Annotated in this window: 11 protein-coding genes; 1 reads left to right on the top strand and 10 read right to left on the bottom strand. The window is 40.6% G+C overall.

Translation table 11 applies throughout. The features are described from left to right. Nucleotides 1-80: 80 nt before the first annotated feature. Both dnaJ and dnaK read right to left on the bottom strand, forming a co-directional pair. Nucleotides 81-1,202 carry a molecular chaperone DnaJ gene (gene dnaJ / locus SLS51_RS13235; protein ID WP_323839141.1) on the bottom strand — a complete coding sequence of 374 codons (1,122 nt, stop codon included), beginning with the start codon at nt 1,200-1,202 and terminating at the stop codon, nt 81-83. 113 nt (nt 1,203-1,315) lie between these two features. Beyond that, nucleotides 1,316-3,226 carry a molecular chaperone DnaK gene (dnaK, locus tag SLS51_RS13230; RefSeq protein ID WP_323839139.1) on the bottom strand — a complete coding sequence of 637 codons (1,911 nt, stop codon included), beginning with the start codon at nt 3,224-3,226 and terminating at the stop codon, nt 1,316-1,318. Nucleotides 3,227-3,655: 429 nt separating this feature from the next. Between dnaK and satP the strand changes: the two genes are divergently transcribed. Next, nucleotides 3,656-4,225 carry an acetate uptake transporter gene (gene satP, locus SLS51_RS13225; protein ID WP_011144957.1) on the top strand — a complete coding sequence of 190 codons (570 nt, stop codon included), beginning with the start codon at nt 3,656-3,658 and terminating at the stop codon, nt 4,223-4,225. A 63-nt stretch (nt 4,226-4,288) separates the two neighbouring features. Here satP and galK read toward each other — a convergent pair whose 3' ends face one another. The 8 genes from galK to SLS51_RS13185 form a co-directional block, all read right to left on the bottom strand. Continuing rightward, nucleotides 4,289-5,464 carry a galactokinase gene (gene galK, locus SLS51_RS13220; protein ID WP_323839225.1) on the bottom strand — a complete coding sequence of 392 codons (1,176 nt, stop codon included), beginning with the start codon at nt 5,462-5,464 and terminating at the stop codon, nt 4,289-4,291. A gap of 63 nt (nt 5,465-5,527) precedes the next feature. After that, entirely contained in the window at nt 5,528-6,586 is a 1,059-nt protein-coding gene (locus SLS51_RS13215) for a UDP-glucose--hexose-1-phosphate uridylyltransferase (protein ID WP_323839137.1), read from the bottom strand. Nucleotides 6,587-6,779: 193 nt separating this feature from the next. Further along, nucleotides 6,780-9,074, bottom strand: a complete 2,295-nt coding sequence (locus SLS51_RS13210; RefSeq protein WP_323839135.1) for a S8 family serine peptidase — start codon at nt 9,072-9,074, stop codon at nt 6,780-6,782. A 5-nt stretch (nt 9,075-9,079) separates the two neighbouring features. After that, complete coding sequence (locus SLS51_RS13205; protein ID WP_323839133.1) at nt 9,080-10,186, bottom strand: AAA family ATPase; 1,107 nt, start codon at nt 10,184-10,186, stop codon at nt 9,080-9,082. 491 nt (nt 10,187-10,677) lie between these two features. Next, nucleotides 10,678-11,238, bottom strand: coding sequence for a chorismate mutase (locus SLS51_RS13200; protein WP_323839131.1), 561 nt, complete (start codon nt 11,236-11,238; stop codon nt 10,678-10,680). A gap of 137 nt (nt 11,239-11,375) precedes the next feature. Next, nucleotides 11,376-11,951, bottom strand: a complete 576-nt coding sequence (gene mog / locus SLS51_RS13195; RefSeq protein WP_112872361.1) for a molybdopterin adenylyltransferase — start codon at nt 11,949-11,951, stop codon at nt 11,376-11,378. Nucleotides 11,952-12,176: 225 nt separating this feature from the next. Beyond that, nucleotides 12,177-13,130, bottom strand: coding sequence for a transaldolase (tal, locus tag SLS51_RS13190; protein ID WP_323839128.1), 954 nt, complete (start codon nt 13,128-13,130; stop codon nt 12,177-12,179). Nucleotides 13,131-13,297: 167 nt separating this feature from the next. Then, nucleotides 13,298-14,509 (bottom strand): MFS transporter, encoded by a 1,212-nt coding sequence (locus tag SLS51_RS13185; protein WP_323839126.1) that lies wholly within the window; start codon nt 14,507-14,509, stop codon nt 13,298-13,300. Nucleotides 14,510-14,989 lie beyond the last annotated feature (480 nt).

Genomic DNA, 14,989 nt, shown 5'->3' with positions numbered 1-14,989 from the left:
AAAGTCCTCATCTAAAACGAGGACTTTTTACCCATAATTCGAGCTTTATTTAACAATCCAGCTCTATTATGTGAAGATATTTACTTGGTCAAATCATCAAAAAATTTCTTTACGCCATCGAAGAAACTTTTAGAACGTGGGCTATTCGTTTCTTCGCCGGTCCCACCGAAAGATTCACCCAATTCGCGCAGTAATTCTTTCTGTCTTTCATTTAATTTAACCGGCGTTTCTACCACTACCCGGCACAATAAATCACCCTGAACACCACCGCGCACAGATTTAACACCTTTGCCTTTCATGCGGAACATTTTACCTGTCTGGGTTTCCGCAGGAATTTTCAGTTTCACACGGCCATCGAGAGTTGGAACTTCAATTTCTCCGCCCAGTGCCGCCATTGCAAAGTTAACCGGCACTTCACAATAGAGATTACTTTCTTGACGCTCAAAAATATGGTGTGATTTCACCTGTACCTGAACATACAAATCACCTGCGGGTGCGCCTTTAGCTCCCGCTTCACCCTCACCACTCAAACGAACGCGGTCACCGGTATCCACACCCGCCGGGATTTTGACAGACAGGGTTTTGTATCTTTCAACTCGCCCATGACCATGACATTTATGGCAAGAATCTTTGATGATCTGACCACGGCCATGACAGTGTGGGCAAGGTTGCTGAACGGTGAAAAATCCCTGACGCATATGAACCTGACCAGCACCTTGACAGGTTGAACAGGTTACAGGGCTGGTTCCTGCTTTAGCGCCGCTACCATGACAGATATCACAAGTTTCCAGTGTCGGGATACGGATCTCTTTGGTCACACCACGAACCGCTTCTTCCAGCGTCAACTCCATGCTGTAACGCAAATCAGCACCGCGGCTTGGACGCTGTTGACGACGACCACCACCGAAAATATCACCGAAAACGTCACCAAAGATATCGCTAAAATCAGCACCGCCGCCACCGCCCATGCCGCCTTGTTCAAAAGCAGCATGACCATATTGGTCATAAGCAGCCCGTTTCTGGTCATCCGTCAGAATTTCATAAGCTTCTTTAACTTCTTTGAATTGGCTTTCTGCCTCTTTATTACCCTGATTGCGATCGGGATGATATTTCATCGCCAGCCGCTTATAGGCTTTTTTAATCTCTTTTTCGTCCGCTGTTTTGGAAACCCCCAAAACCTCGTAATAATCTCTTTTTGCCATCTCTTATTTTACCCTTAACATGCGCGCACGGGCGCAGAGTTCCCTCAACGCCCGTGCCGGTTAATCAGCAACAGTTATCATCATCTAACTGTCACCGCGCCCGCTAAGGGCTATTATTTTTTATCTTTAACTTCTTCGAATTCAGCGTCTACAACGTCGTCATCTTTCTTCGCACTGTCACCAGCGTCTGCGGTTGCACCAGCCTGAGCCTGCTGCTGAGCAATTTCCAACAGCTTAGCGGAAGCCTGAACCAAAGCCTGAATTTTCGCTTCGATATCCGCTTTGTCTTCGCCTTTAGCAACTTTTTCCAACTCAGCTACAGCGCTTTCAATCGCGGTTTTATCTTCTGCTGGCAGCTTGTCACCCGCTTCTTCTACTTGCTTACGCGTGCCGTGAACCAGTTGATCTGCCTGGTTACGGACTTGTACCAACTCTTCAAACTTACGATCAGATTCCGCGTTCGCTTCTGCATCACGAACCATCCGTTGAATTTCTTCCTCATTCAAACCGGAAGAAGCCTTGATAGTGATCTGCTGTTCGCGGCCACTATTTTTGTCTTTAGCAGACACATGCAGAATACCATCAGCATCAATATCAAAAGTCACTTCAATCTGAGGCATACCACGAGGTGCGGCTTGGATACCATCCAAATTGAACTGGCCCAGAGATTTGTTATCACCGGCACGTTTACGCTCACCCTGCAACACATGGATAGTTACCGCAGACTGATTGTCTTCCGCCGTAGAGAACACCTGGCTGTGTTTGGTTGGGATCGTGGTGTTTTTCACAATGAGGGAAGTCATTACGCCACCCATTGTTTCGATACCCAGAGACAGTGGTGTAACATCCAGCAACAAGACATCTTTCACATCACCGGCCAAAACACCGCCCTGTACCGCAGCACCCATTGCTACCGCTTCGTCAGGGTTCACATCTTTACGTGGCTCTTTACCGAAGAAGTCAGCAACCACTTTCTGTACCATTGGCATACGGGTCTGACCGCCCACCAGAATGACATCGTTCACATCAGAAACTGACAGGCCGGCATCTTGCAATGCAACTCGTACAGGCTCCATAGAACGTTTAACCAGCTCTTCTACCAATGATTCCAGCTTCGCACGGGTCACTTTGATATTCATGTGCTTAGGACCAGTTGCATCCGCGGTGATATATGGCAGGTTAACATCGGTCTGTTGTGCAGAAGAGAGCTCAATTTTTGCTTTTTCCGCGGCTTCTTTCAGACGTTGCATTGCCAATGGGTCGTTACGCAGATCAATGCCCTGATCTTTCTTAAATTCGTCAACCAGATAGTTGATCATACGACTGTCGAAGTCTTCACCACCCAAGTGAGTATCACCGTTGGTCGCCAGCACTTCATAGGTTTTTTCGCCATCAACTTCATCAATTTCAATAATAGAGATATCGAAAGTACCACCACCAAGGTCATAAACCGCGATAGTACGGTTACCTACTTCTCTGTCCAAGCCATAAGCCAGTGCAGCAGCAGTTGGTTCGTTGATAATACGTTTTACTTCCAGACCTGCGATACGGCCAGCATCTTTGGTTGCTTGACGCTGAGCATCGTTAAAATAGGCAGGTACAGTGATTACCGCTTCAGTCACTGGCTCACCCAGATAATCTTCCGCTGTTTTCTTCATTTTCTTCAAAACTTCAGCAGAAACCTGAGGAGGAGCCATTTTCTGGTCTTTCACTTCCAGCCATGCGTCGCCATTATCTGCCGCAATAATTTTGTATGGCATGATAGCTACGTCGCGTTGCGCTTCTTCGTCTTGGAAACGACGGCCAATCAGACGTTTAATAGCAAACAACGTATTTTGCGGGTTAGTAACAGCCTGACGTTTAGCCGGTTGACCAACCAGAGTTTCACCATCCTGGGTATAAGCAATGATGGAAGGGGTTGTGCGATCACCTTCGCTGTTTTCCAACACACGAGCTGTCGTGCCATCCATAATAGCTACACAAGAGTTGGTAGTTCCCAGGTCGATACCAATAATTTTACCCATCTAAACGCCTCCAAAGAAATTCGTAATCAATCAAGTTGCTAACCAATATGAGGATAACTCTCTGCTTTTCAATGGCACCTATTTTTATGCCTCTACGCGATTCCTCACCCTTGCTTATATACACTGACTGTATTAGGGCAGCGATTAGCAACTGCGGTTGATTATAAGATGGGGTCGTTAAAACTATCATCAAGGGGGGATGCGAAAAAAAACCTTTTTATTATTTCAAAGGTCATTGTTTCCTTGCTGACAGATCATTATGATTCGCCACCTTTGCTATTTATACCCTATGGATTTCAAGATGCATCGCGACGGCAAGGGAGCGAATCCCCGGGAGCATAGAAAACTATGTGACCGGGGTGAGTGAGTGCAGCCAACAAAGAGGCAACTTGAAAGATGACGGGTATATGACTTTCTTTCAGAGGACTTATGAACGCTAATCAATTGGCTAACCCCGGCCCCTTAGGTTTAATGGGCTTCGGCATGACAACCATTCTTCTGAATCTGCATAACGCAGGTTTCTTTCCACTAGCATCCGTTATCCTGAGTATGGGCATTTTCTACGGCGGCCTGGCTCAAGTATTGGCAGGGCTTTTTGAATATAAGAAAGGCAATACCTTTGCCGCAACTGCTTTCACCTCTTATGGGTTGTTTTGGCTCAGTCTGGTCGGGTTATTATTTCTGCCCAAAATGGGACTGGCAGAAGCCACCAGCAGCCAATATTTAGCGGTATATCTTGGCCTGTGGGGGGTGTTTACTCTGTTTATGTTCTTTGGCACCTTCAAGGCTAACCGCGTACTACAGTTTATCTTTGGAGGCCTGACACTGTTGTTCGCTCTGTTAGCGATTGGCAACTTTACTGGCAATACCACTCTTCTGACGATTGCCGGTTATGAAGGGATAATTTGTGGTGCCAGCGCATTTTATCTGGCAATGGCGGAAGTGCTGAATGAACAGTATGGACGCACTATTCTGCCCATTGGAGAGATAAAACCGTAATAAACCGCGGGTTGGAAGAAGGAAAAATTTTTCCCCTCTTCCGGTCCCGTTATGAGCATATTGCTACCCTATTTCAACCAAACTTGCACCATCCGAAGCCTGACATACATAAATGGTCTCTTTCAGACCTGTCAACGCAAAATAGTGTTGCTCAACCGCCCCCTTAACCACATTAACCAAAGTTTGTGGAACTAAAGCCACCACGCATCCACCAAACCCACCGCCGGTCATCCTCACTCCACCCTGTTTACCAATGGCTTGCTGCACAATATCAACCAAGGTATCGATTTCGGGCACGGTAATTTCAAAATCATCACGCATTGACTGATGTGATTGCGCCATCAGTTCCGCGATTAATGGCATATCACCCTCTGCCAACGCTTTTGCCGCCAGAAGTGTACGTTCATTTTCTGTGATTACATGACGTGCACGTTTAGCCACTATGTTATCAAGCTCCACGTTATCAAGCTCAACACTCCGTTTTTCAAATTCATCTAATGTCACATCCCGCAAAGCTTTAACCCCAAATAATGCCGCTGCTTGTTCGCATTGAGCCCGACGGATATTATATTCACTGCCAACCAATTCCCGTTTTTTATTTGAATTAATAATCATAACTATAATATCTTTCGGCATAGATACAGCTTGCGTGGTTAAATGACGACAATCAATTAATAATGCATGATTTTTCTTACCTTGCGCGGAAATTAATTGATCCATAATGCCACAATGACAGCCAACAAATTCATTTTCAGCTTGCTGCCCATTTAAGGCAATTTCTGTTTGGCTAATGGCTAAGTGGTAAAGGTTTTTAATTGTTTGACCAATAACTGTTTCCAATGCTGCCGATGAACTCAATCCCGCCCCTTGTGGCACATTCCCCGCTACCACAATATCTGCCCCGTTAAATATATAGCCACGACTGAGCAAACACGTTACAACACCGCGAATATAATTGGACCACATTTTACTTTCGTGAAATGTAATAGATTGGCTAATATCAAATTCGTCTAATTGATTGCCGTAATCAACCGAAACAACGCGGATAATATTATCTTCTCGTTTCGCCGCAGCAGCCACAATTTGGTAATTAATAGCACATGGCAATACAAAGCCATCATTATAATCCGTATGCTCTCCAATCAAATTAACCCGACCCGGCGCTTGAATAATATGTGTCGGCATATAATGAAATACTAAATCAAAAACATTTTTAACGCGATTAATTAAAGTTTTCATCATTTTATTCTCAAATAAGGTATTAACTGAACGATACTTTTCATGAAATATCCTGTCAGATAATTAACATTGTTGCTCTTTATAATGTACATCGCTCACAGCACGCAAAAACTGAGCTGCTTGCTCTGCCGTTAAATCACGTTGTGTTTCAGCAAACATTTCATAGCCCACCATAAATTTTCGCACAGTAGCCGATCGCAATAATGGCGGATAGAAAAGTGCATGCAGTTGCCAATGTTCAATATCGGTGGCTTGTTCAAAAAACGGTGCAAAATGCCAACCCATCGAATAGGGAAAAGAACTGTGAAATAAATTATCATAACGACTGGTAAGCTTTTTAAGCGCGACCGCTAAATCATCGCGTTGCTCATCCGTCAATTCATTCATACGACGCACATGAACTTTAGGTAACAACATGGTTTCATAAGGCCATGCAGCCCAATAAGGCACAACCGCTAACCAATGGATTGTATCGACCACTACCCGTTCACCATCAACTAATTCAGCCTGAATATAATCCATCAGTAAATTAGAACCCTGTTCTTGGTAATAAGCACGCAATTGTTTATCTTTACGCTCAATTTCGTTTGGCAGAAAACTATTTGCCCAAATTTGTCCATGCGGATGAGGCTGAGAGCATCCCATTGCTTCACCCTTATTTTCAAAAACTTGAACCCAAAGATATTCCTTACCCAGTATTTCAATGTGTTCATTCCAAGTATCAATTACCTGACGAATGTGTTTAACCGGCAATTCCGGCAATGTCTTACTGTGATCGGGAGAAAAACAGATCACGCGACTTAATCCTCGTACTCCTTGCATTTTAAATAACGGGTGAGATGATTGAGGCACTTCAGGAAAATCTGGCATTAAAGCCGAAAAATCATTATTAAAAACAAAAGTTCCTTGATAAGCAGGATTTTTATCACCGGAAATACGTGTATTTGATGGGCAAAGAAAACATTGCTCATCATAGTTCGGGATATCGTCTATCAATGGCTGCTCATCCTGCCCATGCCACGGCCGTTTCACCCGATGGGGAGAGACCAAAACCCATTGCCCGGTTAATGGATTATAACGACGATGGGGATGTTCAACAGGATTGAATGCAATTTTGGGCATGGCAGTCTCTACCTTTATTTATATTTTTCAACACCGGCTGTGGAAATCTTTAAATGGATATGATAGGCAGATCAAAAATATCTAATTCGCCCCTATATCAAGCAGCTAATACAGGGGATACTATGTGTTTATATACCCGTCATCTTTCAAGTTGCCTCTTTGTTGGCTGCACTCACTCACCCCGGTCACATCGTTATCTATGCTCCCGGGGATTCGCTCCCTTGCCGTCGCGATGCATCTTGAAATCCATTGGGTATATTGTATTATCAATATCAATATTTTGCTCAATTATTCCAACTTCAACTTTTGGTCCTAAACGTTGTTTCATTGAGTTATAAATACCAGAATCTTTATCGTGACTTTTAAAAGTTAAGACAAATGATACCTCTTGTTCAGATAGTTCATGGTGTGATGACATATTAAACTGATATAAATCACGGGTAAAAATTCGAGCATAGAGTCTTAACTTCGTATTATCAACGGATACTCCTGAAAAAGATTTTCCATGATGTCTTATCGGACTCCATTTAGCTAACTCTTGGCGAGACTGAAGTTCTTTTTCTTTAGATTCCTTCATAGTACCAAGAAGATTTTTTACTTTACCGTCGTTACTAATGCTCTGCAAAGAGCACTGTAGCCTAGTAGCAAAATAGTTTTCGCCCCCCAGTTCAGAAACCAAGGGTTTTAATATTGCTGTTAATATTATTTCTCCTTTAATTTTTCCATCTTCCAACATTTCAGTAGGTAAAGAAATATCATTCCAATAATATGCAAACCCTGCACGAATTTTACTATTCCAAGCGAGAGTAACTGTCCCCTCATCACAATACCAAGGAAGGTTATTACCTTCTTTCCAAGGTGATCCCCAACCTAGACGCAAATCATGTGCACACCTCTCAGCTTTATTTATTAGCAACGCTCTAACTAAATCAGGAGTAGGTTCTTTTAGATTTTTAAACGCATGTGCTGCTATTGATGAAATAAGAGGTGTACTATAACTAGTCCCAGTATCTATTACCCCACCAATCATTAGTAACGTTGAAAACCAAGATAGTTCCGGCTTTTTCATCCCTGCCGGAGCAGGCCCTCGCAAGCTCATCGAGCAAGGTGTAGTTGCCATACCATTTTCATCCGCACATCGGCCCGCTATAGTTAAAGCAGATTCACAATCGGCAGGAGGACACAATCTTATATTATTTGATCTGCTTACATTACCGATTGAAATAATTGGTAATATGTTAAATTCACGGGCAATTCGATTAACTTCATGCCCTAAATAACTAATTTCCTCATTCGAATAATATGGCTCACTCTCATTAAATGAAAGATTCCATACCTGAGATACCCCTTTTGTCTCATTAGCAACATCTCTAAGATAGTTAATAAATTGTTCGGTCGTTGGTTGGATAGCGACTCCTTTTTTATTAATTGCTTGAACGCTAATAAACTTGCACTCCAACTCAGGTAAAGCGAGATTATTATTCCACGCAGATCCTTGACAAATTACTGAAGTAACCTTATTACCATGCTTTAAATCTGCATCATGTTGATCTACTAATGGAATAATACTCATTACATTAAAAGGTAAATAAGAAATAGCAGAGCAACCACCATCAACAATTACTACTGTTGGGATATTTTTCAAGTTAGATAAATTAGGTATTGGTTCTTTACCGCTACCTGGTGGCACTGATTTTGCTGAAACATGATGTACCGGCTCAATTCTATAAACAATACCTGAGCTAATTAACTTATTAAAATTCTCAAAATTATTTATTACTGTGGTAAATGATAATATTCCGTCAATTAAATACTCATCCAATTTTCTTGGAAAATATCTATTTCCCTTTTTTTGTATTTCTTCATTTTTAAAAACATTATCAAATTTAGAATGACCAAAACCAATAATCTCCTGATTAGCAAACTCTTCAAGCTCTTTCTTAACAGATATTCTTGCTTTTTTATCATGGAATGGTAAAATCCAAACGTTGAACTGCTTTTCTACGTCATCGAACGCTTCAAAAACAGCTTTTTCCTTTCTTCCTCGTAATACTTGGTTTTTATCAAAACCAATAATACTTTCAAGACGAGAAATATCGACTTTAATTCGACCATTTTTCGATTTTTCTATTTTTTCAATCAAACTAGAGATTCTAGAACCTGAAATTTCGACTAGGTATCCATCAAAAGCCGGAGCAATTATTCTTGTTAAACCATCTGCTTCAAATAAATCATCAGGGGTCCAAGATGGTGCAAGAGAATCATCAAACATTTTAGCTAATAGATGAATTTTACCTGAATGGGAAACAATACCATCATCTTCGCTAATACATCTAAGCTCTTTCGATAGCTTCTCTTTTTGAATATCTAATCGCGCCCAAATTATCCCTTTAGAGTTTTTCCCACCACCACTCACTGTATTGGGAACTGGCTTATCTAAAAAAGATAGTACAGGATTTAATAAAGGACTTCTAACACCCTCAGCCATAATTCCTATTCCTTGAGATAGCTTGAAATTGTCTGTCTACTTAGTTTCAAAAAACTACCGATTTCAGCCTGAGTAAACAATTTAGTTTCGGAAAGCAAATTAACGATGCTTTTTTTATTATCCGAACTTAACCCTTCTCTGTAAGGTATAATCGAGTTATGTGAGTCACCCTCAATTATTGCTTGAATGACCGCTACAATATCAATATTCGAATTAGTCAAAATTGCCTGTCTTCTCGCTGCTATTGCTATAGTTTCAATATCTGCTCCACTTAATCCGTCTGATATTATAGATAGTGCTTTTAACTCCTTTGATATACCCTTTTCTTGGAAAAGGAAATGATTCCAAAGAGACTCCCTAACCTCAAGGTTTGGCATACCAAAGCGAATTTTATATGGAAAACGTCGCCAAATCGCAGGGTCTAAAAGATCTGCGTGGTTAGTTGCCGCAATAACTACTGCGCTATCATCCAGTGAATCTAAGCCTTGTATCAAAGTATTCACAACACGTTTAAGCTCACCTATTTCGTGCCGATCATCACGTATCTTAGCAACCGCATCAACCTCATCTAATAACAATATGCCGTTTCTAGAAGGTACATAATCAAAAATTTGCCTTAAATTCTTAGCTGTATCACCCAATAATGATGATATTACTGAATCTAATCTGACAACGAATAACGGCCTATTTAGTTGAGAAGCAATATGACCAGCAATCAATGTCTTACCAGTACCCGGTGGACCCGATAACAATAACCCCAATCTTCCTGATAACCCATTTTCAATTAGCTTTTTTTGATGCTTAACACTTTCAATAAAAGCATTAAAAGTAATATTTTCAGACTCGCCCAAAAAAATAGGGGTCACCGACCACTGGTGTTCCTCAATTAAAGGCATTCTTGATTTAGGGTCAACAGGTAAACTATCACTATATCCCGAACTACGAAGTGGAACTCCCTTACGTCTTACTATGGATTTAATTTTTTTAGCAACATCCATATCATCGGCACTGATGGATTTAGCTATTCTATTACTGACACTTCTAACTTCTGTATAATTAGCATCCAAAGACGCTTCTATGAGGGCAACAATGTCCTCAGCAATGATATTCATAACCAACCTCTTAAATATAATGACAATCAAAAATGATTTTTTGTCATGCCAATATGCATGAATGTCATGAATAATGTCGATTTTGTCAACCTAAAAAACAAATTATCACCACAATTACAGGCAGGAGTTAAGGAAAAAGCTTAGCCTTTGGGTTCGGTTTTATCAACACACTGGCTTTTACACTGTATACGTCAAATTTAACTTCCGAGGAGTTACCATCAATAAGATATAAGGCGCAAGTTCGCCCGCCCGTAGGGGATCTTTAACATATGACGTTCAGTGAAAAACTATAAGGCCACTTTAATCTGAGAGGTATCAAGCCCTATACAACATTATCAGTGTCTCGTGATATCGGCAGAGTTATCTGTATGCCGAAACAGATTGTTGCTGTATGTGCTGCTGGCAGCTTGAAAAACCGTAAAGCAAATCCAGTTCCAAAAGTTCACTTCAAAAAGACCGACTTTTCTTGCTAAAGAGCGAGGGACTGTGATTTATTTTAATTTCACCTTCTCAAGCGCAGAGAAAATTTGCTGTTTATCTGAATCTTTTAAGTTATGTTGTTGGATATTCTTCATAAACATTTCTTTGTCAGAAGCGCTTATTTTCTCTCCGGCTTTGAGCAAGATCGCGGTTTGTTGGAGGATTTCCGTACTTAACCCGCTAATTTTAATCCGAACATCATCTAGCGGCTTCGGTTGCCAACCATTTTCAGGAACTGACAACCAATCAGCTCGATAGCGATATTGAATCGCCTTTGCCGCATTCATCTGGATTATAATAAGCGGTCTAACTGATTCTCCATTTAACCCGAAAGATTCAGCCTCACTTATTGATCTAGCAAGAACCTTCTCTTCTTGAGCCAAAACTTCAACAGGTAAATGATTTTCAGACTTGTATCCTGCCACATCTTTCATGTAAGAGAGACGCTGATTAATCAACTGAGCTACCGTGGTCTTTGCCTCCATTGCTAACGTCACCGTTGGTGCCATTGCGCTCATAACCAATGCCAAACCAGCAATAAAACCAATCTTTACTTTTTTTAGCCGTTCCATTTTTCACCCCGAAATTTATTCCAAACAAACTAATCAACATACCAAATTAATTATAAGCTTAAAATGTTGAAATTACCTTTCGATAGGTGGCAGATAAAAGTTCGATTTTTTGATTCTTTCTACAATCAACTCATTATTCAACGACGAGCACTTTTCGGTCTAAAAGCGGCGACTACCTTATCATTGGTTTCCACATATGGGCCATCCAGCAATTGGATACAATACGGCACACTGGCAAAAATGCCGGATACCTGAACTTTGCCGTTTTCGTCTTTTAAGCCTTCCAACGTTTCTGCGATTGCTTTTGGTTGCCCCGGCAAGTTCAAAATCAGCGCCTGTTTGCGGATAACGCCAACCTGACGGGATAAAATTGCCGTTGGAACAAATTGCAAACTAATCTGACGCATCTGTTCGCCATAACCCGGCATTTCACGGTCTGCAACCGCTAATGTGGCATCAGGCGTCACATCTCGACGAGCCGGGCCGGTTCCACCGGTGGTCAAAACCAGATGACAGCCGATTTCATCCACCAACTCACACAAGGTTTGTTCAATGATGATCTGCTCATCCGGGATCAGACGAGTCTCTATCTGAAAAGGGGTGGTAATCGCACTTTTCAGCCACTCTTCCAATGCCGGAATCCCTTTGTCCTGATAAATACCGCTTGATGCGCGATCAGAGACGGATACCAGGCCAATGCGCAGTTCATTCATATAAACCTCAATTAACACAATTTAGTAGCAAAAAGTTAGTAGCAAAAAGGCGGCCAATTATGCCGCCTTTAATGCTAAAAGAATATACCCGTTATCTTTCAAGTTGCTTCTTTGTTGGCTGCACTCACTCACCCCGGTCACATAGTTCTCTATGCTCCCGGGGATTCGCTCCCTTGCCGTCGCGATGCATCTTGAAATCCATAGGGTATAGTTTATCGCCCATAATTACAGCAGATCAGCGATCATCTTCTCAAGTTTGCCCTGATCGATAGCAAATTTACGGATACCATCCGCCAGTTTTTCTGTTGCCATTGCATCCTGATGATGTTCCCAGTAGAACTGAGCTTCATTCAATGGCTCTGGATGCGCTTTAATTTCACCGGTATAACCCAGTTTACGTTCAACTTCACCCTGAGCTTCGGACAGCTCTTTCAACAGCGCAGGGGCAATAGTCAAACGGTCGCAACCCGCCAATTCCAAGATCTCACCGGAATTACGGAAACTTGCTCCCATAACCACAGTGTTATAGCCATGTTGTTTATAGTATTGGTAGATTTCAGTTACAGAAATGACGCCTGGATCTTCGTGTGGAGCGAACTCTTTCTGATCGCTGTTCGCTTTATGCCAATCAAGGATACGGCCAACGAATGGCGAGATCAGATAAACCCCGGCTTCCGCACAAGCACGCGCCTGAGCAAAGGAGAACAGTAGTGTCAGGTTACAGTTAATCCCTTCTTTTTCTAGCTGTTCAGCCGCGCGAATACCCTGCCAGGTTGAAGCCAATTTGATCAGAATCCGATCATTGCTGATACCAGCCTCGTTATACAACTTAATCAGGCGTTTAGCTTTGGCAACACTTCGTTCAGTGTCATAAGACAAACGGGCATCAACTTCTGTCGAAATACGGCCAGGGATCAATTTCAGAATTTCCAAGCCAATATTTACCGCCAGTTTATCACTAGCATCCACAATCTGCTGCTCGCGGGAATCGCTCTGTTCGCGCGCCCACGCAATTGCTTCATCAATTAGTTTACGATATTCAGGAATCTGTGCAGCGTTAAGGATCAGAGATGGGTTAGTTGTCGCATCTTGTGGCTGATAAAGTTTCATCGCCGCAATATCCCCGGTATCTGCTACTACTGTTGTCAGTTTACGCAGGGAGGTTAGTTTATCGGTCATTTTGTCATATCTCATCGTTATGCGTGAAATTGTGGCATTGTTTCTGAGCCATCCACTGATAATAACACGGTAAGACCTTGCTGCAAGGCGGTAAAACGATCGCTCACACCGGTCACAGAGTTATACTATGCTCCCGGGGATTAGAAGATAAATTTTTTCACAAAAAATTACTTTAATGTGAGTTTATTCTCAACATCAGCGCTTATTTTTTTTGCAACAAAAACTGAACTCAAAGAGCACATTGCAAAAAAGAGAAATAAAATACTACTTCCTAGCAAAGGGATTAACCCTATTATTATAATACCAAAGGCTGACTGGTAACTTCTTGAAATTGCATCCGAAGACGATATTATTCTCGCAAAATATTTTTCTGGCGTCAGCTCTTGCCCTGATGTATAGAGAGATATCCTTAAAAAAGAGAGTCCGATAAAAATAAGCATGGTTCCCAAAGTATAAAATAACAGGACACTTTTTGACAAAGGCATAGCCCAAAGAATACTCCCAACTGCAATCAATAGAGAACCAAGAAAGAAAGATTTTTTTAATTTACTTATATTGAAATAGTAGCTAGAAAAATAAGATCCAAATAACATCGAAACAGAAGCTAAAAATGAAAAATAAGCAATTAAATCAGAAAAAGAAAACGAATATAATCCATTAAATAAAGAGACAATTGTTGCATAGTGAGACGTCATTATATAGGTTGAAATCACTTGGTATGATACCATTGCAGTTAAAATACTTATCCTGAATAATAATATATTTCTCTGAGTATTATTCTTGATAATATATTCTAAACCACCATATTTCATAGAAATATCTTTTTCCTTTATTTTAGTTCCCCAATCACTGATAAAAAATAAAAATATAATTGATAACATAAAGCACATTGATTCAATAAGAAATAAGGATCGTATTGAAATCATATTTATCAAAAAACCGGCTATCAATGGAGAAGATATAGAGAGCAACCCATAATAGAATTGTTGCTTTGATATAAAAGCAACTCTTTCTTCTGAGCTGACAAATACTTGGTACGCCACTGACCTTATCGATATATTTAAACCTGAAAAAAATGACAGCAGGAAAGATATGAAAAATAATAAATATATATTATTGACAAATACAGCAAGAAATATTGTTACTGCCCGGAAGAAATCCGAAGAAATACAAATAGCTCGCATACTAAACCGAGCAGTTAGCCCGCCAATAACTACAAAAACTAATATACTCGCTGTTAACCTTAAAGATACCATTAAAGACGTATCTATCTCCGACTTGGTAATTGAATATACAAGTGAAAGAAGCGCTATTTCACTTACTCCTGTACCAAAGATAGATATTATATCAGAGGATAATAGCTTGTTTTTATTCTCCATATCTTATCCCATTTATATTTTATTTATCCAATCGATTTCATTAATGGTATTTCCCCGATTTCAATTAAATAATAAACCGTAATTTTTCACACTCTCTTATTTTTAGTAATAATTACTCTATTTCAATCCAAGAAAAATAGATCAAACTCACAAAAATTAATATTTTAATAAGTCTAAAAACTTTATTTAAAATAATATATAAAATTAAATTAAAATATACCTTTGCAAATTATTTAAATATTTTTAATGTTAATAGCGGTATTGAGCAATAAAATGGAGTGTAAAATTATCAGCTTGTTACCCTACAGATATCACGCACACAGTTTCCGCTATCGTCGTGATTAATTCTTTATTATCCTATATTTTGTTCATATACAGGATCTTAAGAATTAAGTCGTTCAAAACACGCATCCAATGTTTTGTTTTTAGACGACTTTCTTTGCGGTGTTTTGAATGCATTCTGGGATAAATAGGCTTTGG

The organism is Photorhabdus africana, from assembly GCF_035181445.1.
Classification (GTDB): Bacteria; Pseudomonadota; Gammaproteobacteria; order Enterobacterales; family Enterobacteriaceae; genus Photorhabdus; species Photorhabdus laumondii.
The sequence above is the reverse complement of the archived record's forward strand: the minus strand, read 5'-3'. Positions and strand labels throughout refer to the sequence as shown.

Excerpts from the sequence above, each read along its gene's own strand:
- SLS51_RS13215 (WP_323839137.1), bottom strand. The coding sequence starts at position 6,586 with ATGCCCAAAATTGCATTCAATCCTGTTGAACATCCCCATCGTCGTTAT.
- SLS51_RS13200 (WP_323839131.1), bottom strand. The coding sequence starts at position 11,238 with ATGGAACGGCTAAAAAAAGTAAAGATTGGTTTTATTGCTGGTTTGGCA.
- dnaJ (WP_323839141.1), bottom strand. The coding sequence starts at position 1,202 with ATGGCAAAAAGAGATTATTACGAGGTTTTGGGGGTTTCCAAAACAGCG.
- SLS51_RS13185 (WP_323839126.1), bottom strand. The coding sequence starts at position 14,509 with ATGGAGAATAAAAACAAGCTATTATCCTCTGATATAATATCTATCTTT.
- tal (WP_323839128.1), bottom strand. The coding sequence starts at position 13,130 with ATGACCGATAAACTAACCTCCCTGCGTAAACTGACAACAGTAGTAGCA.
- SLS51_RS13210 (WP_323839135.1), bottom strand. The coding sequence starts at position 9,074 with ATGGCTGAGGGTGTTAGAAGTCCTTTATTAAATCCTGTACTATCTTTT.
- satP (WP_011144957.1), top strand. The coding sequence starts at position 3,656 with ATGAACGCTAATCAATTGGCTAACCCCGGCCCCTTAGGTTTAATGGGC.
- galK (WP_323839225.1), bottom strand. The coding sequence starts at position 5,464 with ATGAAAACTTTAATTAATCGCGTTAAAAATGTTTTTGATTTAGTATTT.
- dnaK (WP_323839139.1), bottom strand. The coding sequence starts at position 3,226 with ATGGGTAAAATTATTGGTATCGACCTGGGAACTACCAACTCTTGTGTA.
- mog (WP_112872361.1), bottom strand. The coding sequence starts at position 11,951 with ATGAATGAACTGCGCATTGGCCTGGTATCCGTCTCTGATCGCGCATCA.
- SLS51_RS13205 (WP_323839133.1), bottom strand. The coding sequence starts at position 10,186 with ATGAATATCATTGCTGAGGACATTGTTGCCCTCATAGAAGCGTCTTTG.